This is a genomic window from Terriglobia bacterium (assembly GCA_020072645.1).
GTDB lineage: Bacteria > Acidobacteriota > Terriglobia > Terriglobales > Acidobacteriaceae > Angelobacter.
The window spans coordinates 187,593-209,567 of the sequence record JAIQGK010000010.1; the positions used below are offsets into that span (position 1 = coordinate 187,593).

Genomic DNA, 21,975 nt, shown 5'->3' on the forward strand with positions numbered 1-21,975 from the left:
TGCTAATCGATGCAGTTACCCGTTCGCAAGTTGGTACGATTTTTCGGTTACCTAGCGTTTGCAGGAATTTGGTCTCCGCAATCCGCTTTCTATGCCTAAAGTGACAATTTTCGTCTGATCGTAGTATCCAGGAACTCTCTTGGCCCATTTCCAGACGGCAAAAAAAGCAAGTTCCTTCTGGATTTGGAAAATTCGGGTCTTGTGGGATTTTTTTCTCGCTAAGCTTTCTCTTTTCAACTCTTCTCTCTAAATGATGGATAACTGCGGCACTATTTGGCTTGAATGTTGACTTAATTGGCTTTTACCTGCGCTGAAAATCGGATAATATGGCTAACGTGTCCACTTCCCTCAAGTGCGTCATCACTCTGGCTGTCGTGCTTGGGATTCTTTATGTCCTGATCTCTCCTCTGCCGGAAATGGACGCCGCTTTTTCAGGAAAATCTGCCCTCACTTTTTTCATTCTTGTAACGCAGGCTTTAATAGGTTTGTATTTTCTTACGTTGTTGATGCGTTTCCGGCCAATAGACTGGAATACCACCGCGCATGGTGATGTTCTGAAAATGATCTGCGTAAGGCTTTGTTAATCCTCATTTTTTGACTGGGTACAACGGTCCTTTCGCACCTACATGGCAAACCTTTAATCTTCTCAGGCGTCCAGCCAAATTGGTGCGGATCTTACCTTTGATCGCTGGCCACAACAATTAATGAGGATCAATGAAGACGAGCGAAGTCATTCAGGCTTGGAAGAGCGTCCTGAGCGGCAGACGGCCGTCTCTCGCGATTGAGATTACGCGGGAGTGTCCGTTGCGCTGCCCTGGATGTTACGCATACGAAGATGGGCACGTAGGAGGAGTGAATCTGCGGCAGCTCCAGGACAAACGCGGCGACGATTTAGTGCAGGGTGTGCTCGCACTGGTGGATGAACATCGCCCATTGCATCTCTCTCTGGTTGGGGGTGATCCGCTGGTGCGCCATCGTGAAGTCACGCGCCTTCTCCCGTTGCTTGAGGATCGCGGCATTCACGTCCAGGTGGTAACCAGCGCGTTCCGGCAGATTCCGGAGGAATGGGCGCGCATGCAGCGGTTAAACATCGTGGTCTCCATCGATGGACAGCAGCCCGAGCACGATCAGCGCCGCAAACCGGCCACTTATGCCCGGATTCTCGAAAGCATCCGTGGTCATCAGGTGACCGTGCATTGCACCATCACCGGCCAGATGATGAAGCGCGACTCATACCTTCACGACTTCATTCAATTCTGGAGCGCAAAACCGGAAATCCGCAAGATCTGGATGAGCATGTTTACGCCCCAGGTCGGCGCTACCGGGCCGGAGATTCTTACCGCCGAAGAACGCATTCAGGCCGTCAATGATCTGCTTCGTCTGCGGCGGGTCTTTCCCAAACTGGACATGCCGGAAGGCCTCATTCAGGAATTTCTGCAGCCGCCTGAATCGCCGGAAACGTGCATTTTTGCGCAGACCACCCATACCATTTCCGCCGACCTGAAGAGCAAGATTACGCCCTGCCAGTTCGGCGGTAATCCGGATTGCTCGCAGTGCGGCTGTTTTGCTTCCATGGGCCTGGCGGCGGTGGGCAATTACAAACTCGGACTAGGCGTTACAGCAGGCGATATTTACTGGGCTTCAAACACTATCAGCAGGGCTTTGCCGCGCAAGAAGCGCGCAGCATAAGAAAAGATTTTCGCAGGTACCCACTTGGAAGGTGCAGTGATGAGCAATTTCAGGGAACTGATCAAATCCACCACGGCGCCATTTGCCGGCAAGGCAACTCGCGCGGAGCGCAAGCTGCGCCGGGACCTTGCACGCTTCGGCAAGATGCTCCATGCCAACGGCTTTGTGGCCGCCACGGATGGCAATCTCTCCGTCCGGCTCGATGAAGACCGCGTGCTGGTTACGCCAACCTGTTTCAGCAAGGGCATGATGCGCCCGCAAGACATGGTTGTCGTTGATCTTCATGGCAAGAAGCTGAGCGGCACCTACAATCCATCGAGCGAAATCGTGATGCATCTCACCATTTACCGCATGCGCCCTGACGTAGGCGCCGTGGTCCATGCTCATCCCTGCACCGCCACCGGCTTTGCTTCCGCAGGCATTGCCCTGGACGAACCGCTCTGCTCGGAAATTGTGATCACGCTTGGCGCCGTTCCGCTTGCGCCTTACGCCACCACCGGGACCATGGAACTGAGCGACTCGCTGCGGCCTTTTATCCCCTTCCATAACGCCATCCTCATGGCGAACCATGGCGTTGTTACCTATGGCGAAAATCTCTGCCAGGCCTATATGAGAATGGAAGCCGTGGAACACTACGCCAAGATCGTCATGACCACGCGCCAACTCGGCACCGCCCGCTCCCTGGGCAGCCACGAGCTGGAAAAACTCTTCGAGGTGCGGTCGCAGTACGTTAAGAACGGACATTGACCACGCGCCAGCATAGTTGATCCCATGATTACTTCGGGGAGGTAGTAAAGGAACGGGTGTAACCTTGGGTCCAATCAGGTTTTGTCATTCAGCGTCCAGGAATCACAGCCCTGCATTTCACGGATAGCCTTCCACAGTAATAAAATATTCCGAGTGCGCCAGCCTTTTATCTGGCGCCGATCCACCATGTCCAAGTCCGGTTCCACCGCCAAAAATCCACGGCGCAACAAACCACCCCGCATTTTTGGTGAGGGGGAAATGGCCGAACTGACGCGACGTTTTGACTGGAGTAAGACTCCTGTTGGGCCCATCGCTACATGGCCAGACACTTTGCTCACCACCGTGAACCTGCTTTTGGCGACGCGGCATCCCATGTTCCTGTGGTGGGGACCGGAGCTGATCCAGTTCTATAACGATGGCTACCGCCCCAGCATCCGCGAGGACAAGCACCCGAAAGCGCTCGGCCAGCGCGGCACGGAATGCTGGCCGGAGATATGGCACATAATCGGCCCGCAGATTGAAGGGGTGATGACCAAAGGCGAGGCAACGTGGCATCGCAATGCGCTCGTCCCGATTCATCGCAACGGTAAGCTGGAAGATGTTTACTGGACCTATAGCTACAGCCCGGTGCGCGATCGTGAGGGAAACATTCTTGGCACGCTGGTTACCTGCAGTGAGACAACGGAAGAAGTTCTGGGCGAACGCCGCTTGCGCCAGAGTGAAGCGCGCTTTCGGCGATTAGTAGAAGAGGCCAACGTTGGTTTTGTGATCGGCGACCTGGCCGGAAATCTTACTTATCTCAATCCCACCATGTTGAAGCTGCTGGGCTACAGCGCGGAAGAGGTCAATACGGGGGCCATCCGGTGGAGCGATCTCACCCCGCCCGAATATGCTCAGGTGGATGCGCGCGCGGTGGAGGAATTGCGTCGGTTTGGCGTTGCCCAGCCGTATGAAAAGGCCTTTATTGCCAAAGACGGACGAAAGATTCCTCTGCTCGTAGGCGCGGCCATGCTGGCTGAAACCGAAGGACGAACGCAGGAAGTGGCGGCCTTTACCGCCGACCTGAGCGAACTCAAGCGCGCGGAAAAAGCCTTGCGGCAGACGGAAAAGCTCGCCGTGGTGGGAAGGCTGGCCAGCTCCATTGCGCATGAAATCAATAATCCGCTTGAGGCCGTAACCAACCTGCTGTATCTCATCGCCAGTGAGGACCTTCCAGAGACGCTGACCAAATATGTCCGCATGGCCCAGCAGGAATTAGCCAGGGTCGCCAACATCACAACGCAGACGCTGCGTTTCCACCGGCAGTCCACCAATCCCAGAACGGCTTCTATGTCACATATCCTGGATGGCGTGCTCGCTCTGTTCCAGGGCCGCTTACGTAATGCGGACATTACCGTGGAGAAGCAATTTGGCAATGCCAGCCCCGTGATGTCCTATGAAGGCGACCTGCGGCAGGTCTTTACCAACTTGTTGAGCAATGCCATTGACGCCACGGCGCCGGGCGGAAAGATTATTGTTCGCGAAAGAGACGTTACTGACTGGCGATCAGGCAAACGAGCAGTGCGCGTGACCATCGCCGACACAGGGCATGGCATGTCCGCGGAAACTCGCAAGATGATTTTCGATCCCTTCTTTACCACCAAGGGCATCACCGGGACCGGACTCGGCTTGTGGGTAAGCGCTGAAATCTTGAATAAACACGGCGCGAAGATCCGCGTCCGCAGCAGCCGGAAGCAGCCCGGACAAGGCACCGTGTTCTCTATTCTTTTCCGCGCTGATGGTGTCGCTGCCAGGGAAGCGCTGGCGGATGTTGCGGAGAAGCGTTCTGCATAATGCCTATTGCGTGAAATCGCTGTCGTTGTCGGCGGGACGCCCGTAGCCGTCGTAGATTCCATTAAATTTCGCCGCTAGATCTTCCATCTCAGGAAAGACGTCGCTCAAATCCTCATCTCCTCTTGCGGGTTGCGTCGCTAATACCAGCCAGTCTCGATCATCAGCGCCAAGGTCGACCATCCCCGCGCCCGGAGTTGTTCGGCTGCCATCTCAGCATCAGAGCTTCTGGGAAAATATAGAAAGTGCTCAATGTATTCCGGGAACTCCTCGCTCGCTATATACCCGTTCTCAAATGTGTTTCCGTTTGTCATGCGCCCTCAATCACCGCCCCGCCTCATTCTTATAAACCCTTCCGCCCTTCATCACGAACACCACTTTGCGCACGGCTGTAATGTCCTTCAGCGGATCTCCATCCACGGCGGTGATGTCGGCCTGCATGCCGGGCGCGATTGTTCCAATTTCATTCTGCATATTCAGCGACTCGGCGGCGCGTGAATTTGCCGCCACCAGCGCGTCCATGGGATCTTCTCCCGCCTGCACGCGATCGATAAATTCTTCAGCGTTGCGTCCGTGCGCTCCCGCTACCGCGTCGGTGCCAAAGACGATTTTCAGGTTCTTCGTCGCCAGCGCATGCTTGAACATCTCCGCAATTACCGGCAGGACTTCCTGCATCTTGGCAAAGCCTTCTTCCGTGTAGCTGCCGCTGCCCAGAAACTTCTGCTTGTTCTCCAGATAGTTGTGAATCACCAGGCCCACTTGTGGGTCGAAAAACGTTCCGTGTTGCGCCATTGCGTCCAGGTCTTCCTGCGTTGCGTAGGTTCCGTGCTCCACTTCAGTGCAGCCTGCGTTCGCCGCCGCGCGCACCGCATCGCGATAGGCGTGGACCAGCGTCCGCAGCCCCTGCGCCTTGGCCTCAGAGCACGCGGCCTGAAGCTGCTCGTCGCTCAGCGTTCGCGTGCCGCCCTGCCGTATGCTGCGCGAAGCAAAAATCTTTACCAGGTCAGCGCCATCGGCCTTGAGTTTGCGCACGGTTTCGCGAATCTGCTCCGGCGTAAGCTTTGGGTCTTCAATCGGCTCCAGTGACGTCAGAAGCCGTGGCCCGGGCAGGCTTCCACTCTCGAGCGCCGTGCGCAGGTCTTTATCCTCGGGTGATCCCACGCTTTGAATCGTCGTGAACCCGGCCATGAGCGTGGCATAGGCGTTCTCTGCGGCGGCCAGCGCAGCCTGATACGGCGTCTCGCTCTTATCTTCTATGCGTCCGTTGGGACCAAAGTGCCACGTAATGTGATCGTGCAGATCGATCCATCCCGGCATCACGGTCATGTGGGAGAGATCGTACGCGGACGCTCCGGGAATGCGCTGGTCTTTGGCGTTCGGCTCAACGCGAACGATCTTACCCGCCTGCACCACGATCAGCACATTGTGCAACGTGTGGCCCTTGCCATCGAGCAGCGTTCCGGCGCGCAGGACGATCGTCCTCTGCGGCTGGGCGAGTGAACAGAGAGAAAGCGAAAGAAGAACAGTAAGAACCACGAGCTGTTTTGTTCGCATAGGCATGATTGAATCCCGGCTTCGCATTGTATCGAATGTCCCAGGCAGTGGGTATTTATTCCCCAGGCAGCTGAAAAGCAACTGAGAATAATCAACGGCTTAGAGGCTATCTGACTTTGGATACCTCCGTGCATGTAATGGTAAGCGTCCTCCCCGCGTGGTAGCGGCTGATTACGTTGGTTGATGTACCTGTGTGGATTGCTAATAGCCAGCGGAATCGCAAAGAATGCCGGAAAAGATATCCGTATTTGGAGGCACATGAAAGCTTTTTCGTTCAAACTTTTTGCTATCGCACTTCTAGCAACCGGGACTTCTCTGTTTGTTCAGGGCCAGACACAACCTTCGCAGCCGGTCCATCCGCAGCTTGAATCGGAGAAGGGCATCACGGGCTTCGAATCGTTCCAGGGAACCATCAACAGTGACAACCGTGTGTTCAAGATCGATTCCAACCTGGGTTGGGATTTCAACAAACACTTTGGCGTGTTTGCCGGCGTGCCCGTTTATTTCGCCAGCGTTCCGGCCAGCACGACTACAACCGGAAACACCACCACCGCAACTCCAAGCTCCAGCAACAGCGGGATCGGCAACGTTTATATGGGCTTTACCATGAAAGCGCCCAATCCCAGTCTCGATTACGCCAGCGCGGTCACGGTTTCTGCGCCCACCGGCAGCACCGCCAATGGCTTCAGCACCGGGCGCGTCGGCGCGGACTGGACGAACCGTTTTGAGCATACCTTTGACCGGCTCACTCCTTTCTTTGAAGGTGGCCTGAGCAACACCGTGCCGGACGCGACTTTTCAGACGCGGCCCTTCACTTCGCTGGGCGCCATCAGCCATCTGGAAGAGGGCGCGGAATTTCAGTTGGTAACGCGTTTTTATGCCGGCGGCTCGGGATATCAGATCGTCCCCTTCGGCAGTCAAAAGGTCTTCAGCAAGGTCAACGGCAAGGGATCAGGAAAAAATCCTCTTGACAGCAACGCTGTTTCCACCGGAAACGATCTGACCCGGGAAAACGGCTTCAACACGTGGGTTGCTTTTGAGCCTACATCGATCGTGCGCCTGGAACTGGGGTACACGCGCAGCATGACCTTTGATCTGAGCAGCTTCGCCTTCAATCTGCGGATGAACGTAGGCAAGATGCTTCGCTCAAAGCGAAATTACTAAGGGAGGAAGCACAATGAAAGCTAAATTGTTTCTTAGCGCAGCGGCGATGCTCGCATTCATGACGTCGCTAGTGTTCGCACAGCATGGGCACGGCGGCGGAGCCAGCGGAAGCATGCATGGAAGCTCGTCGATGCACGGGGATGATCATTCGTCCACGACGCACGGCAAGTCGGATGACGATCATGGCTCCGGTCATGACAGCGCCAACTCCGGCCACAGTTCGATTTCGCAGAAACTGTCTTCCAACACCAAGCTGGCCAGCAAGCTGCAGAGCCTGCTGCCGCCGGGGACTGACCTGCAGACAGCCGCTTCAGGTTTCAAAAACCTGGGACAGTTTGTTGCCGCGGTCCACGTCTCGCACAACCTGGGTATTCCTTTCGATCAGTTGAAGGCCAAGATGCAAGGCCCGCCGACTGAGAGCCTGGGCAAAGCTATTCAGGACTTGAAGCCGACTGTAAATGCCAAAGCGGAGATGAAGAAGGCGGAGCATGAGGCGCATCAGGACCTGGACAGCGATGATGACAGCGATTCCAAAAAATCCTAGATTGCGATTCGCGACGATCTTTCCTGGAAGGCGGTCTTTCTCGGCCGCCTTTCTTTTTTTGAAAAATGGATCGGGAGATTGAATTCAACGCTAACTGGCCACTCTGGCCCTGGGCACGTAATTCCCGTCTTCCAACACCTGGCACGGTGCGACCTGCGGCGTGACCAGGGCTTCCCTTGGGATGATAAAAGTCTGCTCCAGCGCATACTGGCCTGACATGGCGGCGTGAGGAACGCCGTCGGTGTAAACCATCCACGCGCTACCCGGCGGAAAAACCAACTCTTGTTTGGGCGCGTTCTTCTGGAAGTCGGCGTTTTCCTTAAGCCAGTCATGCAGGTAAAGCATGAACTCGTCATAGGGAGAACGATCGGGAACAGGAAATCCGATCTTGCTGGCCATGTGCGCCAGGGCGCGTCCCACTCCGCTGTTCGATGGGCCAATCTTTTTCTTCTGCATCAGCTTGGGCAGAAAATCATGGAACGGCTCGCCCACATTCCACACGCGTCCGACGGATGGATTGATGTTGGCAAACACACGCAAGATGCGTGCGCCATGCGTGGGCCGCGACGGGAACGCGTCCACGTGCAGCAGGTCATTGCGCTTGTGCAAAGAAAGATCGCGGCCTTGTTCTTCCAGCGGACGGAAGCTGGCGAAGTCCAGCTTCATCTTGCCTGCGTACGGCGCCAGAAACCTCGCAATGAACTTCGTGACCGAAGCGGAGAAATCCCGCATGATCGCATTCATGCGCTCGCGGTCAGGAGAATTGTCATCCACGCCCTTCAGCAGATCCTTCGTGGGACGGTAGGAAATATTTTTGTGAAAGCGCGAGCCGGTCTGCTTTTGCGAAAGCAGGAATTCGCGGTCAGCGTCAGGAAATTCGAACGGTACATGGCTGAAGAACAGCACTTTGCCGCGCTCCAGCTGGTCGCAATGCCATGGAGCTTGGCTCAAATCGTATTTACTTACGTCGACGATTGCCGAACTGCTGGATACAGCCATCATAGACATCCTTCAGTCATTCGTTTGAAGAAATCATACGCGCTTCAATCCTGCTCCGCAAAATGACCGAAAGAAATAAGGCGAGACGCGGACGATGCCGCATCCCGCCTTATTGTTATTGGCTGCCCTTATTACACAGAGTGCCGTCGGTAATCGAAGTCAGCAGCCCGGCAGAAGCTGTGACCTGGCGGCTGAAACATCCGCTGACAGAATCATTGGAGAAAAAGTCCTGCGTGCTTTGCTGCCCGGTGTTTCCGGTGATGTTGAAGTTGGAATCAAAGAGCAATGTATCACTGGGCGTAACGGTATTGGAGACCACGCTGAATGTGGCCGGACCATTGTCGCCGTGGTGCACCGCCGCGCTCTGGAATTGCTGCCGGATCGTGGTGGTTTGCTGTCCGCCTGAGCCATCAGGATTCAAGGAGAAAGTGAAACCCAGGTCCAGCGGCCATTCAAAACGCTGCTGACTGTTTCCGCCGCCGTGCCCATCGGTTTGGGTCTCAGAAGTAATAGTGGTGCGCTGTTTGATGTTCTGCACAAACGCCGTGTTGGTGATGTTGAAGTCCTGCCGGCTGGAGAATTGAATATTCTGCCGCACGTCAGTTTTTATCTGGCCGTGCGAAGTCCGGACAAAGCCTTCCAATCTGAAGATGCGCGAAGAATCGACGGTCACCGATCCGGTAATGGTTCCATCGGGCGCTGTGTTCAGGTTTTCAACCGTGCTGGGATTGGGCACGCCGATGGTGTTGAGCGTTACCTCGCCGGTAATCTGGTTTGATCCATGGTCCTGGAAAGCCAGCAGCGTGGCTGTGGTGGAAAATCCATTGTTCGCGCCGAATACGCTGACCGCGACCTGGTGTGGCTGTCCGTTGCTGAGCAAACCAGCGAACGGTGTAAGGTCAACGCGATACGGAGCGAAATTCAGCGTCTGCACGCCGGGGATGGGACGCCACAGCAGCGGATCGATTCCGCCGGTATATATCCACGGATAGACCGGCGCAACGCCCGCCGGCGTGCCATCGATGGTGACCTGGCTCTCGCGAAACGCGCCGCCGCCGCAGCTTTGCAATTCATTAGCTACGTCGTTGGGCACGCACGTGTACCAGAACTCGTCTCCTGCCTGGCTTTCTGCCACAACATCAATAAACGCGCGCTCAACGTTGGGGGGCAGCGTAAAAGTTTTCGTCAGCGTGCTGCTGGAATTGGAGAGAAATGCCGTTCCGCCTGTCGGATCGGAAGCGAGAGGCAGCACCAGGTCGGCGGTGCGCGGTGCGTCCTGATGGCTGGCCAGTGGATAGAACTGAATTGTGCCCGTCCCAAACAGAGTGCTGGTAAATGTCGAATTCACCAGGTTGCCCAGATCGACGCGGCCATTCTGCGCGCTGTTGAAGAGCGCAGAATAGTCAGTGAGATCGCGCTCAATATGCCATGAGCGCGCCACCTTTCCTGAAGGTTCAGAGGTTGTCCCGAAATAAACGTTCACTCCGCCGATCCAGATTTCCGCGGTGCGGTCAAACTGCCGGCCTGCTTGAATGGAGAAATCCGCGTTCAAAATAACTTTGGCCCATGGCCCCGGGCACGCAGGAGTAAAGGAAAATGGCTTGGGAGAAAAATCCGCAAAGGCAAAATTATTGAACAGCGTAACCACGCAGGGCGTAGTGTCCGGCCGCGCGATGGGCGGATCTGCTGTTGCGGTGTTGGCTGAGCCAATCACCAATCCCGGTGGCGGAATCGGCTGGGCCAAAGCTGCGCTGGCTGCAAGCACCAGGCAGGCAGCGACGAATATTTTTCCGGAAGAAAACAAAATGGGCCGAAGCGATGGAGCAGAAGAGACATGCATGACTACCTCCAAAAACTAACTCCAAAGATGAGGGTCAAATTTTAATCAGCAGGCGGAAGCGAGGTCAAACGACGGGAGCGGCTTTGCACAAACCTCACCACAGATAACACTGATACCACTGATTTACACGGATCAAAAAATCAAAATAGGACCACTTTGAATTTGTGAATCCGTGTCATCCGTGGTGAGATTTTGTTTTTTTGTGCAAGTCTCGCGGACTAGCCGCAGTCGCTTTACTCCTCATCCGCAAAGTGGGCGTCGCGATCAAGCCGTCCGCACTGGTGATGAGCGGGTGGCTCAATGCGGTGCGGCAACGGAAACTCCGGGCTGAGCTGGCGCACGAATTCAACCTTCAAGAGCGGATGCAACTCCATGCAGTTCTCCGCCACGCCAATCTGCTGATGAAAAATATCAAAGAAGCCCACGCCTTCCACGCGCACCACCCAGGCCGGGGTAAAGCGCCGGAAGTGCGCCTGCGGTTCCGCAAGTTGAGCGGTGAGAACTTGCCGCACTTCAGCATAGTGTTGCGCCTGCGCTGAGCTGCACGCGCCCTGGCATTCGGTCGAGGGAACTTCGGCAATCATGGTGCGCGTGACGTCATTAGGATCGGCTAGAACCAAGTGAAAATCGCGGTCGCCGTGCTGGCCGGTCTCCTGTTTCCAGCCGAGCAGAACGGCTTCAACGGAATACACTTGTTTCTCCGCGTCGGAACGTTCGTCGCTCAGGACCTCAGAGGCTGGCAATGAGACGAGTTCAGAAACGCTGGTATGCCTTGGCGTGAAGTTGATGCGCTTGGCATCGTTATCAAAGATGGTCTTGATGCGCCAGCGCTCCGTACCGCAGTGGACGCCGCATGTGAACTCCGGCGGCGGAGGCTTGTGGAAATATCGCAGCAGCAGGAACGCCGCCAACGCGAGAACGATGACGAGAATAGCTGGAGGTTGTGAACGGCGGCGGGCCATCTGGTTAGTGAGACTTAAGATCCACGACGACAATCTTGCCGCCCGGTCCCACGGCCCATCCGGAATTACCGATCAAGGCCAGAGCATTCAGGTCTTCCTTGAACATGGGCGTCCAGCTATTGCCGCCATCCTGAGAAACATCCGCCCCACTTGTTCCAACTGCTGCCAGGGTATGGGAAGCGCTGATCGCCACGGCTGACCGATAACCATGTGGCTGCTTCGACGCCAGCGTCCATGTTTTCCCGCCATCGTGCGTTACCGTGGCGACGCTTTCTCCCTTTTTCGGCTCTTTATAATCTCCCCCGACGGCGACTCCATCCTTCGCTGTCCAGAAAGCCAAAGAAAAAATACCTTGTGAAGCCGCACCATGGATGATCGGCGTTTCCACAACAGTCCAGTTTTTTCCGCGATCGGCGGAATGAAACACTCGCGCAGCGGGGCCGCCGGTGCCGAACCAGACGTCATTCTTGCCGAAGGTCGCAATGCAGGTGCCGCTGGCGGCGAACGCGCCTTCGCTGGGCAGGGCGGCAGGCATATTTTTGACCGCCACCGGATTCCAGGTCATGCCGTCTGAAGTAGCGACGAGCGGGAACTTGCCGTCCACAGAATCGCTTATGGCGATTCCATGGGTGCTGTCCCAGAAAGCAAAGCAATCATAAAAAGCTTTGGGATCGCTGTTGGTGAACTGCCTCTGCCAGATTTTGCCGCCGTCGGCGGTCTTATAGATACGCGACTGATCGCCCGGTTCAATGCTGAGCACAAAAGCCGTGTTCTGGTCGAAGGCCTGAATGTCACGAAAGTCGAGCGAATCGGCGCCGACAATGGCCAATGTCTCCCATGTCTCGCCACCATCAATGGTCCGCAAAACCGTGCCTTTGGCCCCGCTGGCCCACGCCACCTTGCTGGAAACGGCGCTAATGCCGCGGAGCGAGACGTCGGTTTTGCTGTTTTGCGCCTTTTGCGCGTACATGAGAGTCGAAAATAACAGTATGATTAGGGCTGCGGCCACTCGCATTTCCATGCTCCCAAAGGACTTAAAATTGTAACCTTTGGCTTTCACCTTACTCTATTTAAGCGTGGAGGGAATCCAGGTGAGTACAATGTTTGTCCCCCTGACGGCACAAAGCGAATTGCAGGATGAGGAAGTAGTGGCCCGTGTACTCGCTGGCGAAACGGCGCTTTTTGAGATCCTGATGCGCCGTTACAACCAGCGGCTTTACCGGGTTTCCCGCGTCATTCTGCGCAATGACGGCGAGGCCGAGGACGTAATGCAGGATGCTTATGTCCGGGCCTATGAACACCTGAACCAATTCGCCGGCAAGGCGGCATTCTCCACATGGCTTACGCGCATCGCCATCCATGAAGCGCTGGCGCGCAAGCGCCGCCGTGGCCGGATGGAAGAACTAGACGCACTCCCTGAAAACGGAGATTTTATGTCCATTCTCAAATCGTCCGCTCCCAACCCGGAAGACGGCACGGCCACCACGCAGGCCCGTGAACTGCTGGAACAGGCTATCGACCAACTGCCGGAAGCCTACCGCGCGGTAGTGATGTTGCGTGAAGTGGAAGAGATGAGCGTGGCGGAGACCGCGGAAAGTCTTGGCGTGAGCGACGCCGTAGTAAAGACGCGTCTGCATCGCGCCCACGCCATGCTGCGCAAGGACCTTTATGCGCGCGCCAAGGGCCGCGCCACTGATCTCTACCAGTTCCACGCCGTGCGGTGTGATCGCGTGGTGAAAGCCGTGTTTGACCGGATCAGGGAAAAAGCCCCGGAGGGCGGCGGCGGGATCATCCACTAAGCGTCAATCCTTCAGCAGCCTGGCATCAACCTTCCAGAAACCTCTCAAGAACGTGTACCCACGTTTCTTCATCTAGTGAAATGCTCTTGCAGGCATGCGATTGTTGATATATAAACTGCCTGCACTCAAGCCATTTTCCATCTTTGCGGAGTCACCTTCTCATGCGTGCCAAGCTGTTATTTCTATCGTTGCTTATATGTCTGGTTTCATTCTGTCGTGCTTATGCTTTTGACGACTGGCAACCCATCAATCCAGATGAACTGAAGATGACAGCTGACGCGGCGCACCAGGGCGATGCCATCATTCTTTATCATGAAGAAACCGCGGATGACATGACGCGCCACCGCTATGTTTACAAACGCCTGAAGGTGCTCACAGAAAAAGGCAAAGACCGGGCCAGTGTGGAAATTCCGTATGACGCGAGCTATATGGGAATCGCCGACATAAGGGCCAGAACCATCGCTCCTGACGGTACAATCACGCCTCTCACGGGAAAAGCGTTCAACAGCAGCATCGTGAAAGCGCATGGGGTCAAGTACCTTGCCAAGACCTTTACCCTGCCTAACGTCCAGGTGGGGAGCATCATTGAATGGAAATACACGGAATACTGGGAAGACTATGTGTTCGCGCCGCATTGGGTCCTCCAGGACGATTTGTTTACCAAACACGCCAAATTTACTTTCGTACCCATGTTTAAAGCAGGACATTATGTTGAAGACAGTCGCGGCGATATTAAAGACCGTGTTTTCTACACCCTGATTGGGCTGCCCCAGGACACGGCGATTAAGACAACGGCCAACAATCGGATGGAATTGGAACTCAAGGACATTCCTGCCTTTGAAGAGGAAGATTTTGCGCCGCCTTCTGACGTGTTGAAGATGCGCGTCAACTTTTATTACGGGTCAGACAAGATGGGCAAGCCCCAGGAATTCTGGAAAGTCGAAGGCAAATACTGGAGCAAGGAAGTTGATAAATTTGCCGGCCACTCCGCGGCGGTGGCTGCGGCCGTAGGCAAGACCGTCAGTCCCACGGACACGGCTGACCAGAAGGCGCGTAAGATCTACGCCTATGTTCAGAAAATCAAAAATCTCACCTTCACCAGCAAAGAAGGAGCTTTGGAAGATCTTATAAGCCGTGAAATTCGGGAAAAGCGGACCGTGGACATGGTTTTGGAAAAGAATGAAGGTTACCGTGACGAGATTGCACGCCTTTTCTGGGCCATGGCAAGAGCCGCAGGTTTACAGGCGTACGCGATGCGTGTTGCTGACCGTGACGAATATTTCTTTCAACAGAACATTCCCAATCCGTCGCAATTGACGTCAGAACTCGTCATTGTGATGGTCGATGGCAAGGAGATATTCCTTGATCCAGGAACGCCTCTTTGTCCTTTTGGGCACCTGGCCTGGCAGCATACGTCGACTCAGGGTATGCGTCAGACCACAGACGGAAGCACCGCACTGGCCTCCACTCCGGCGGCAAATTACAAAGAGGCCATCAGCAAACGAGTAGGACGTATCACGATCAGCGAAGATGGCAGCGCCCGGGGCTCGATAGGAATCGGCTGGGTGGGAGAAGAAGCTCTGGTGCACAGGCTTAGCGGCCTGAAGACTGACGCCGCCGGTCGAAAAAAAGAACTGGAAGAGGACCTGCAATCCATGCTTCCGGCGGGCGCTACCGTTCAGCTTGTTTCCTCAGATGGCTGGGAGGATGAGGAAAAACAATTGTCAGCCAGCTTCAAGGTGGAGATTCCGTCTTATGCCAGCAGTGTAGGCAAGCGCATGCTGGTGCCCACAAACCTCTTTGAATCACGGAACCGCCAGCCGTTTGCGCACGGTGAGCGGAAACAACCGGTCTATTTCAATTTCCCTTACTACCTGGTGGATGAGACAACCATCACATACCCGGCAGCTCTTCAGATGGAAAATCTAACTGAAGTACAGCCGCTCCGCACCGATTTTTCACTCTACAGCCTGACGCACAGCGCCAAGGGGAACAGCGTGACCATCAATCGCACGTATGCAATGGCCGGCATCGCGTTCCACCAGAACGAATACGAGGGACTCCGTAAATTTTTTGGCGCGGTAAATGCCGGTGACAGCCAGCCGCTCGTGTTGACATCCGCAAAATCTGGGAACTAATCTTCCCACGCCGGATCGTTATCCGTGGCGGGCCGATTCTGCGAAGTCACGTGAGGATTCGGGTTAGCCAGATAGTTTTTGGATCCCGTCTTGCCAAACTCAACCGGTGTGGCTGTGATCTCATAGCTGCCCCAGCCTTGTTGCTGCCCATCGCCCACGCTCGTGAGCAGGTATTGGAAGATGTAACCATTCTTGATCAGGGGATCGGCAGCGAATGACTCATCCAGAATGGGTTCTTTGCCGGCATAAACGTTTTCAGATTCCGTTGCAGTTGTGAGCATGCGCAGGTTGAAAGGAAATCCTGTTTTGGGGAAGCGGGAAGCATACCGTTGGAGTGCCCGTTCCAGAGTACCGATCGTCTCTCTTGCGGCCGCTTCGTTTTGTTCCATCTCGGTAGGCTGATGAAGCAGCTTGGCCAGGCCAAGATCATTTTTCTCCCAGGGCCCAAAGTCGTCGATGCGCCACTCATCGCCCTCAAGGTGCATGGTGACAATAAAATCCTGAGTGTTGCCGGAGAGTTCAAGTTCGAGCGGCAGCAATGCATCAACGCCTGAGATGAAAGCGTTCGCCAGCCTGACTTTGCCCTTGCTCTTGCCATCTTCGTCAAGAATCTCCCAGCCTTCAGAGTCATGCGACGGACGAATAGAGCATCCATGAAGCTGCGTGTTCTTCATCTCCAGCAGCTGGTCCATTACAAGTTGCTTTTGTACTTTAGGCAGGAGTTCAATGCTCTCCTGCACCGGTTCAGGAAGATGGCGGGTAATGGCTTCAGGTTTGGTGGCCGTCGCCAACTCTTCCAGTGCAGCCTGCGGGGTGGTTCCTTGCCATGCAAATAAAGGGACAGCAGACAACAGTGTTGCAAAAAGCCAATGGCTCTTCATAGAACACCTGCGTGAGAATCAGACACCAGAGTGGTGGCAACAGTTCCCACTGCTTTTGAGAACGATGGATCATTGAAGATCTTGCACGAAATCGGCGGACGAGTTTCTTGCAAACTTATTCTGCGTCTGCCGTGGGATAGGCGAGTACGAAGACCGGTGCGGAAAAAGGTGCTATAGATCCAGCTTCAGGCCGGCGCTTTGGCGGACTTGGCGCGGATGCGGGCCAGCGAACTTAGCCCGCGCAGCACTGTGTTGAAGTATTCAGGGTTCCGGCTGACAAACTTCAGCCGCGTACCGCGGCCCAGGTAGGATTCCGGATTAGAATCTTCCAATTCCTGCCAGAACCAGCGCTGCATGCGCTTCAGGTCAAAGGCGTTTCCAGTGCGGGAGTAGGCCGACTGAGCAGGGCCCAGAGTGAACCAATCGTGTTTTACAAAGACTTTGTAGTCGCGTTCCGGAGAGTCAGAGTTAAAGATGTACCACTCGTCAAAAACCTCAAACGGTATGGCGGAAATGTTGTCGCTCACCGGGATATGCAGGGAACGACCGGAGGTGCGCCATCCGCGCTGCATTTCTTCTGAAGTGGGTTGAAGCGGGTAAGAGTCAAAAGAGGTGATTACAACATTCTTGTTTGCCGCTACGGCAGGACAAACCTGCAAAACGTCATAAACTTCATGGGCAGCCGTTTCCAGCCACCTGTATTCTCCCTGGACCCCGTGAAACATTTACTACCTCTTCTTCAGTCAGGCACTTATTGCGCTGTCCTTGCTGTAATCCGCTTCCCAGACGCCTTCAAAATCCACAAAGAAGCCGCGGATGGTTAGCTCCGGAATCTGCGCCTGCAGGAAATCCACGGCGCGATGCAGATCTTGCCGATGGTTTTCGGCTTCGCGGGCGGTGTCATTATCAAAGGCCGCCAGGCCGCCGTAGGCGCCGCAATCGGAGTGTAACATGAGCAAAACCGTATGCGTTCCGTGCAACTGGATAGATTTTCGGACCTGTTCCAGGACGAACTGGCGATCTCGTTCCAGATCGTTGCCAGCCAGGCACTTTGCGCCCCCGGCAACCAGGATTGGATCAAAAAATTCCACGCCAATGCGCTTGGTTAATTTGTGGAGCACCACGTCAAAACGATGGTCAAAACACCAGACGATCGCGGCATCGGCTTTATACCGTGCCCTTGGAGATTCGAAATGGAATACCTTGCGAATAAGGCACCTCGCCGTCGGGACATTATATAGTCGGATGCGTTCTGGCGTTTTGTGAAAATAGGCCAAGCCCCAGTTCGGCGGAGCAGTCTTGCCCGCGGGCGGACGAGCGCTAGGAATCGAGAATCTTACCCGCAAATCGATGGCAACGATTCTTTCCCGCCGTATACTTCCTTTTAGTTCCCACGGAGAAGCCATGAATCTTGATCGACGCCGGACCAAGTTCCCCATAGCCTGTCTTTTTCTTAGCTTAGCTCTATCAGCCACCGCCGCCGCTTCCAACATCACGTTCAAAATCACGCTCCCGGCCAACCAGCAGCCCATAACGGGAAGGATGTTTGTGATTATTGCCCGGGCCAATGACCCGGAGCCGCGGCTCCAGATAGGCTCATGGCGGTCGCGGACGGAGATGATCGCCATTGACGTGCAGAACCTGCAACCGGGGCAGGCGGCCCAGCTTGACGCTCTAACGCTGGGTTATCCTCTGAAATCGGTGCGCGAGCTTCCCGCCGGGGACTATTACGTGCAGGCGCTGCTCAATGTTTATACGCGCTTCCAGCGGTCAGACGGCCATACCATCTGGGCGCACATGGACCAGTGGGAAGGACAGCAGTTCAATAAATCGCCGGGAAATCTCTTTACTGACGCCGGCCATTTCCATTTGGATCCACTTACTGGATATGAGATCAGGCTGAGCCTTGATCACAAAATCCCCACCACGCTGCCGCCAGGCGATACGCAGTACGTAAAGCACATCAAGATACAGAGCAAGCTGCTGACGCAATTCTGGGGACAGCCCATTTATCTGGGTGCCACGGTGCTCCTGCCGGAAGGTTATGAGGCCCATCCCAACGCGCATTACCCGGTGCTTTATGAGCAGGGACATTTCAGTTTGCGCGCGCCGCTCGGATTTTCCACGGAGCAGTCACCGGCGGACCTGCCGGTGCGGGAAGGCCGCATCTCCGGGCCGGAACTCTATAAGCGCTGGACGTCAAACGGCTTTCCGCGCATGATCGCCGTTACATTCCAGCATCCGACCGTTTATTTTGACGATTCCTACGCCGTGAACTCGGCCAATAACGGCCCTTACGGCGACGCCATCATGAACGAGTTGATTCCTTATATTGAGGAACACTTCCGCATCATCCGCCAGCCGTATGCGCGCGTGCTTTCCGGAGGATCCACCGGCGGATGGGAGTCGCTGGCGCTTCAGGTCTATCATCCTGATTTCTTTGGCGGCACATGGACGTTCTTTCCTGATCCCGTTGATTTCACCCGTTATGGAATTGTAGATATCTATGCCGACGTGAATGCGTTCTTGGCCCCGAATTATGATCCACCGATTCCTGAGCGGCCGATGTCCCGCACTGCCGAAGGCCAAACAGATGTAACCATACGGCAGATGAGCCAATTGGAAGAGGTGCTCGGTTCGCACGGGCGATCTGGAGAACAGTTTGAAGCCTGGGAAGCGGTCTACGGCCCCGTAGGAGTTGATGGATATCCCAAGCCGCTCTGGGATAAGACCACCGGCAAGATCGATCAGACCGTCGCTAGCTATATGCGCGAGCACGGCTATGATCTAAAAGATTACTTGCAGAATAACTGGCAGACGATCGGCCCCAAACTTGCCGGCAAGCTCCACCTCTACTGCGGCGACATGGACAATTTCTATCTGAATCTGGCGGTTTACCGGCTGGAGGATTTCCTCAAGCGCACCAACAACCCTCCCTATGGCGGATCATTTGAATATGGCCGGCCGATGAAGGGCCACGGCTGGACGCCCTTGAACCAGGCGGAGCTTCTGCGGGTAATCGCCAACCACATCACTCTGAATGCTCCCAAGGGAGCGGATGGGAGCTGGAAGTATTAGCGGGCACCCAACTGAGCTAGCTAGCGCTTTTGATCCACTCCAGGGCGTTCCGTCTGTCCAGTGGGAGCAGAATTCTCGGAGTGGCTCTGGTTTGGGGGTTCCGTCCTAATTTCTTTGACTATTCCTGCGGGCAGCGGCACTGAACATTTGGTCCACAAAACTCCCAGCACCAATAAAAGGGCGCATCCAGTCAACCGCAATAGCGCCGATTTTTTGTGCGTCTCGCGTTCAGCAACTGCCTTGGCCTTTTCGTCGTCGGCTTCAGGTAGCGGATCGGAGGGGTAGAGAGCGGACATAACATCCTTTAATGCGCGAAAGAGTAGCGCGAGTGCAACGAATGCGAGGTCTGCGGTTAGAAGATAGGGCCGGTCTACAGTTCCAAATAGACTTGTCATCACGCCCGCTAAAACCAGACACACCAGCGCGGGAACCATTCGTGAGCCATATTTCATTCTCCAGTCTTTGTCGTAGTATCCACACCATTTCGTACCCGCTTTTTTTTCTTGGTCCCGCAAGTAAATGATGCCCTTGGTAAGGATGTCCCACAAGATATATAGGATGAAGATCCAACATAGGATAAGGCCCACCTTCGAAGCGCTCGCAGTACGCGGGGCGCCCTGATCTTTCTCAAAATCAACTGACCTTACCAGGATGAAATAAAGTATGACCAAAGCGACATCGAGAAGGAGAACCAGGAACTCCCATTGAAAGATTCGTTTAACATCGTGGCGCGCCCCCGGTGCACGACTGAGTGTCCAACCCACCCAACTTGTCGCTATGACCACCGTCGCGAGAAGAAGGTGAGCATATTCGGGGAGGAAGTGGATCCAGGAGACAAAATGACCGGCTTGGACGAGCGCGGCGATTTGCAAACCGACCTCGGCAATTGTGACCGCAAACATCATGCCGACGAACTCATGACGGAGTTTCGGATCTGAATCTTGGTTGCTCATTGTGTCACCTCGCTTAGATCGTGATTCGAGGGTATTGATTAGTAGTAATCGGTTTCAAAGACATGCTCCAACAGCTTCGGTTCTCGTCCCACGCTTTGGCACACGCCGGAGAAAGGGCACCGTCTCTGACCGTCAGGGAACAAGGCGAGCGGAACGTAGCGATCCGGGAGAGGGCAGTCCGGCGGACAGGAATTGCAGTGCGTGTTTTCCCGGCTGCAGCACGAACGGAATATATTCCAGAACAGGTAATGTAGCTGACTCGGATTGCGCAATCCACTGCATTCTGAGATAAACATCAGGGCCCTTAAGACGGCATATCGGATGGTTATATCTTCCTCAGCAGTGACATCTCGACCGGAGATAAGCTTGGAATGCAGACTTGAATCACATATCTCAACGGTGCCAAGCCGCAAGTGTCCGCGAACTTCGTGGTAATCCACAGGAGCCCCGAGTTGTTCGGGATCGGTATATTGCCACAGGCCTGTATTGTGCATCAACGCAAGGAAGAAGAAGCTCTTCTTCCGCACAGGATCGTCGTAGGCGCGAAATTGAGCTAGAAGGTCAAGCAGGTTCGCATTTCCCCCAGTTATGCGACCCTGTGAAACGTCATATAGGCGATCAACTGAATCCCATGAATGGTGCAGCATTTTCTCGCCTATGTCGCGTACGAGTCGAGCACGGCCCTCCGGGTCGCTTAGCAGCTCACCAAGAGATTGATCACAAAAGATTCTCCGCAGTTGTTCAGCAGTGACTCGTGCCCAAACAGCCGGCCAAAGTAATTTTCTGTCAAGACACACCGCCGTTTCGAGCTTTGCGGATAGGTAATCCCAGCCGCGGAGATGCCGGCCGCCGACGTCTCCTTCAAGTGGCTTTCTGTCACGGGGCGATGTTTGGTGGCAAATAGCGACCAGTAAGAGGTAGAAGTTACCCACTTCCCATCGTGACATCCAGGGCAAAGAACTGTCTTCCCGATCCAGAGGGATAGTCTGGGACTTTAGCAGTCCGGCGACCTTTCGGCAGACCTCAAGATTCACAATCACAGCCTCGTGTGCGGGTTGACTCCCGGCCAAGGCGGTGCTGGTATTCTGCAGTCCACTTTCATGGTCCATTATGTGCAATTCTGTCACTCGTGCTGGGTTTTGTCCATTCGGAAGAAGCCCAGGTAAAAGCACGATCTGGGGCTCATTCGCGGAGATCCTTAGATCCCAATATCTTCATTCCACAGCTTTGGATTTTTGCGAATAAACTCTTCCATCATGCGGATGCATTCATCGCTCTGCAGCACTTCAAGCGCAACGCCGCGTGAGCGCAGCAACTCTTCTTCACCCATGAACGTCTTGTTCTCGCCGATGATGACGCGGCGAATCCCGTATAGCAGAATTGCGCCGGAGCACATAGGGCAAGGCGAGAGCGTGGTATAGAGAACGCATTCGCGGTAGACGGCGGCGGACCGGCGTCCGGCGTTTTCTAAGGCGTCCATTTCTCCGTGCAGGATGCTGCTGCCTTTCTGCACGCGACGGTTGTGTCCGCGCCCAATGATCTTATCGTGGTGCACGATTATGGATCCGATGGGGATACCACCTTCTGTGAGCCCCTGCCGGGCTTCTTCAATCGCGGCGTGGAGAAATGGGTCGGTAGAATTCATACCGGAAAAACCTTATGCCTTTTTAGCATTTAGTGTGCTGATATCCACAATGCTGTATCCAGCCCATGGCATCCTGTGAAGTGATAGCGGCAATAGCCTCAGTGATGGCCGGGTCCAGTGCTTCAGCCGTGCGTGCCTTCAGGGTTCGTAGG

General features: G+C 55.0%; 20 protein-coding genes. 8 read left to right on the plus strand and 12 right to left on the minus strand.

Translation table 11 applies throughout. The features are described 5' to 3' along the window. The first annotated feature begins 714 nt into the window (after window positions 1-714). The 3 genes from LAO76_15395 to LAO76_15405 all read left to right on the plus strand — a co-directional run bounded on the left by LAO76_15395 (window position 715) and on the right by LAO76_15405 (window position 4,269). On the plus strand, window positions 715-1,689 hold the full coding sequence (locus LAO76_15395) for a radical SAM protein (protein ID MBZ5492311.1): 975 nt from the start codon (window positions 715-717) through the stop codon (window positions 1,687-1,689). Window positions 1,690-1,728: 39 nt separating this feature from the next. Continuing rightward, window positions 1,729-2,436 (plus strand): class II aldolase/adducin family protein, encoded by a 708-nt coding sequence (locus LAO76_15400; protein ID MBZ5492312.1) that lies wholly within the window; start codon window positions 1,729-1,731, stop codon window positions 2,434-2,436. Between the two features lie 258 nt (window positions 2,437-2,694). Continuing rightward, on the plus strand, window positions 2,695-4,269 hold the full coding sequence (locus tag LAO76_15405) for a PAS domain S-box protein (protein ID MBZ5492313.1): 1,575 nt from the start codon (window positions 2,695-2,697) through the stop codon (window positions 4,267-4,269). A 137-nt stretch (window positions 4,270-4,406) separates the two neighbouring features. On the opposite strand, the gene LAO76_15410 is transcribed toward LAO76_15405, so the two are convergent. Together LAO76_15410 and LAO76_15415 are read right to left on the minus strand one after the other, a co-directional pair. Then, window positions 4,407-4,580, minus strand: a complete 174-nt coding sequence (locus LAO76_15410; GenBank protein ID MBZ5492314.1) for a ribonuclease E inhibitor RraB — start codon at window positions 4,578-4,580, stop codon at window positions 4,407-4,409. Window positions 4,581-4,590: 10 nt separating this feature from the next. Further along, window positions 4,591-5,820, minus strand: a complete 1,230-nt coding sequence (locus tag LAO76_15415; GenBank protein MBZ5492315.1) for an amidohydrolase family protein — start codon at window positions 5,818-5,820, stop codon at window positions 4,591-4,593. Window positions 5,821-6,078: 258 nt separating this feature from the next. Here LAO76_15415 and LAO76_15420 point away from each other — a divergent pair, with 258 nt between their 5' ends. Then, window positions 6,079-6,984 carry a hypothetical protein gene (locus LAO76_15420; GenBank protein MBZ5492316.1) on the plus strand — a complete coding sequence of 302 codons (906 nt, stop codon included), beginning with the start codon at window positions 6,079-6,081 and terminating at the stop codon, window positions 6,982-6,984. 13 nt (window positions 6,985-6,997) lie between these two features. Continuing rightward, complete coding sequence (locus tag LAO76_15425) at window positions 6,998-7,528, plus strand: hypothetical protein (GenBank protein ID MBZ5492317.1); 531 nt, start codon at window positions 6,998-7,000, stop codon at window positions 7,526-7,528. Between the two features lie 90 nt (window positions 7,529-7,618). On the opposite strand, the gene LAO76_15430 is transcribed toward LAO76_15425, so the two are convergent. From LAO76_15430 to LAO76_15445, 4 genes are all read right to left on the minus strand, one after another. Beyond that, window positions 7,619-8,536: a Kdo hydroxylase family protein gene (locus tag LAO76_15430; protein MBZ5492318.1), complete on the minus strand. Its 918-nt coding sequence runs from the start codon at window positions 8,534-8,536 to the stop codon at window positions 7,619-7,621. A 106-nt stretch (window positions 8,537-8,642) separates the two neighbouring features. Beyond that, on the minus strand, window positions 8,643-10,367 hold the full coding sequence (locus LAO76_15435) for a peptide-N(4)-(N-acetyl-beta-glucosaminyl)asparagine amidase (GenBank protein ID MBZ5492319.1): 1,725 nt from the start codon (window positions 10,365-10,367) through the stop codon (window positions 8,643-8,645). Between the two features lie 233 nt (window positions 10,368-10,600). Next, a complete protein-coding gene (locus LAO76_15440; protein MBZ5492320.1) occupies window positions 10,601-11,329 on the minus strand; it encodes a hypothetical protein in 729 nt (242 codons plus the stop codon). A 4-nt stretch (window positions 11,330-11,333) separates the two neighbouring features. Next, complete coding sequence (locus LAO76_15445) at window positions 11,334-12,350, minus strand: glycosyl hydrolase (protein MBZ5492321.1); 1,017 nt, start codon at window positions 12,348-12,350, stop codon at window positions 11,334-11,336. 79 nt (window positions 12,351-12,429) lie between these two features. On the opposite strand from LAO76_15445, the gene LAO76_15450 reads away from it, so the two are divergent. Both LAO76_15450 and LAO76_15455 read left to right on the plus strand, forming a co-directional pair. Continuing rightward, window positions 12,430-13,128, plus strand: a complete 699-nt coding sequence (locus LAO76_15450) for an RNA polymerase sigma factor (protein MBZ5492322.1) — start codon at window positions 12,430-12,432, stop codon at window positions 13,126-13,128. A gap of 161 nt (window positions 13,129-13,289) precedes the next feature. Next, the gene (locus LAO76_15455; GenBank protein MBZ5492323.1) at window positions 13,290-15,266 is read left to right on the plus strand and encodes a DUF3857 domain-containing protein; all 1,977 of its coding nucleotides are present in this window, start codon (window positions 13,290-13,292) and stop codon (window positions 15,264-15,266) included. Here the strand turns inward: LAO76_15455 and LAO76_15460 are convergent. The 3 genes from LAO76_15460 to LAO76_15470 all read right to left on the minus strand — a co-directional run bounded on the left by LAO76_15460 (window position 15,263) and on the right by LAO76_15470 (window position 17,553). Then, complete coding sequence (locus LAO76_15460) at window positions 15,263-16,147, minus strand: hypothetical protein (protein MBZ5492324.1); 885 nt, start codon at window positions 16,145-16,147, stop codon at window positions 15,263-15,265. The two genes, LAO76_15455 and LAO76_15460, sit on opposite strands and share 4 nt — an antisense overlap. A 185-nt stretch (window positions 16,148-16,332) precedes the next feature. After that, window positions 16,333-16,872, minus strand: a complete 540-nt coding sequence (locus tag LAO76_15465) for a hypothetical protein (protein MBZ5492325.1) — start codon at window positions 16,870-16,872, stop codon at window positions 16,333-16,335. Between the two features lie 18 nt (window positions 16,873-16,890). Beyond that, complete coding sequence (locus LAO76_15470) at window positions 16,891-17,553, minus strand: hypothetical protein (protein MBZ5492326.1); 663 nt, start codon at window positions 17,551-17,553, stop codon at window positions 16,891-16,893. Here LAO76_15470 and LAO76_15475 point away from each other — a divergent pair. Next, window positions 17,552-19,225 (plus strand): hypothetical protein, encoded by a 1,674-nt coding sequence (locus LAO76_15475; protein ID MBZ5492327.1) that lies wholly within the window; start codon window positions 17,552-17,554, stop codon window positions 19,223-19,225. The two genes, LAO76_15470 and LAO76_15475, sit on opposite strands and share 2 nt — an antisense overlap. Before the next feature lie 20 nt (window positions 19,226-19,245). On the opposite strand, the gene LAO76_15480 is transcribed toward LAO76_15475, so the two are convergent. From LAO76_15480 to LAO76_15490, 3 genes are all read right to left on the minus strand, one after another. Next, the gene (locus tag LAO76_15480) at window positions 19,246-20,178 is read right to left on the minus strand and encodes a hypothetical protein (protein MBZ5492328.1); all 933 of its coding nucleotides are present in this window, start codon (window positions 20,176-20,178) and stop codon (window positions 19,246-19,248) included. A 38-nt stretch (window positions 20,179-20,216) separates the two neighbouring features. Beyond that, the gene (locus tag LAO76_15485; GenBank protein ID MBZ5492329.1) at window positions 20,217-20,825 is read right to left on the minus strand and encodes a hypothetical protein; all 609 of its coding nucleotides are present in this window, start codon (window positions 20,823-20,825) and stop codon (window positions 20,217-20,219) included. 551 nt (window positions 20,826-21,376) lie between these two features. Further along, a complete protein-coding gene (locus tag LAO76_15490; GenBank protein ID MBZ5492330.1) occupies window positions 21,377-21,823 on the minus strand; it encodes a nucleoside deaminase in 447 nt (148 codons plus the stop codon). Between the last annotated feature and the right edge of the window lie 152 nt (window positions 21,824-21,975).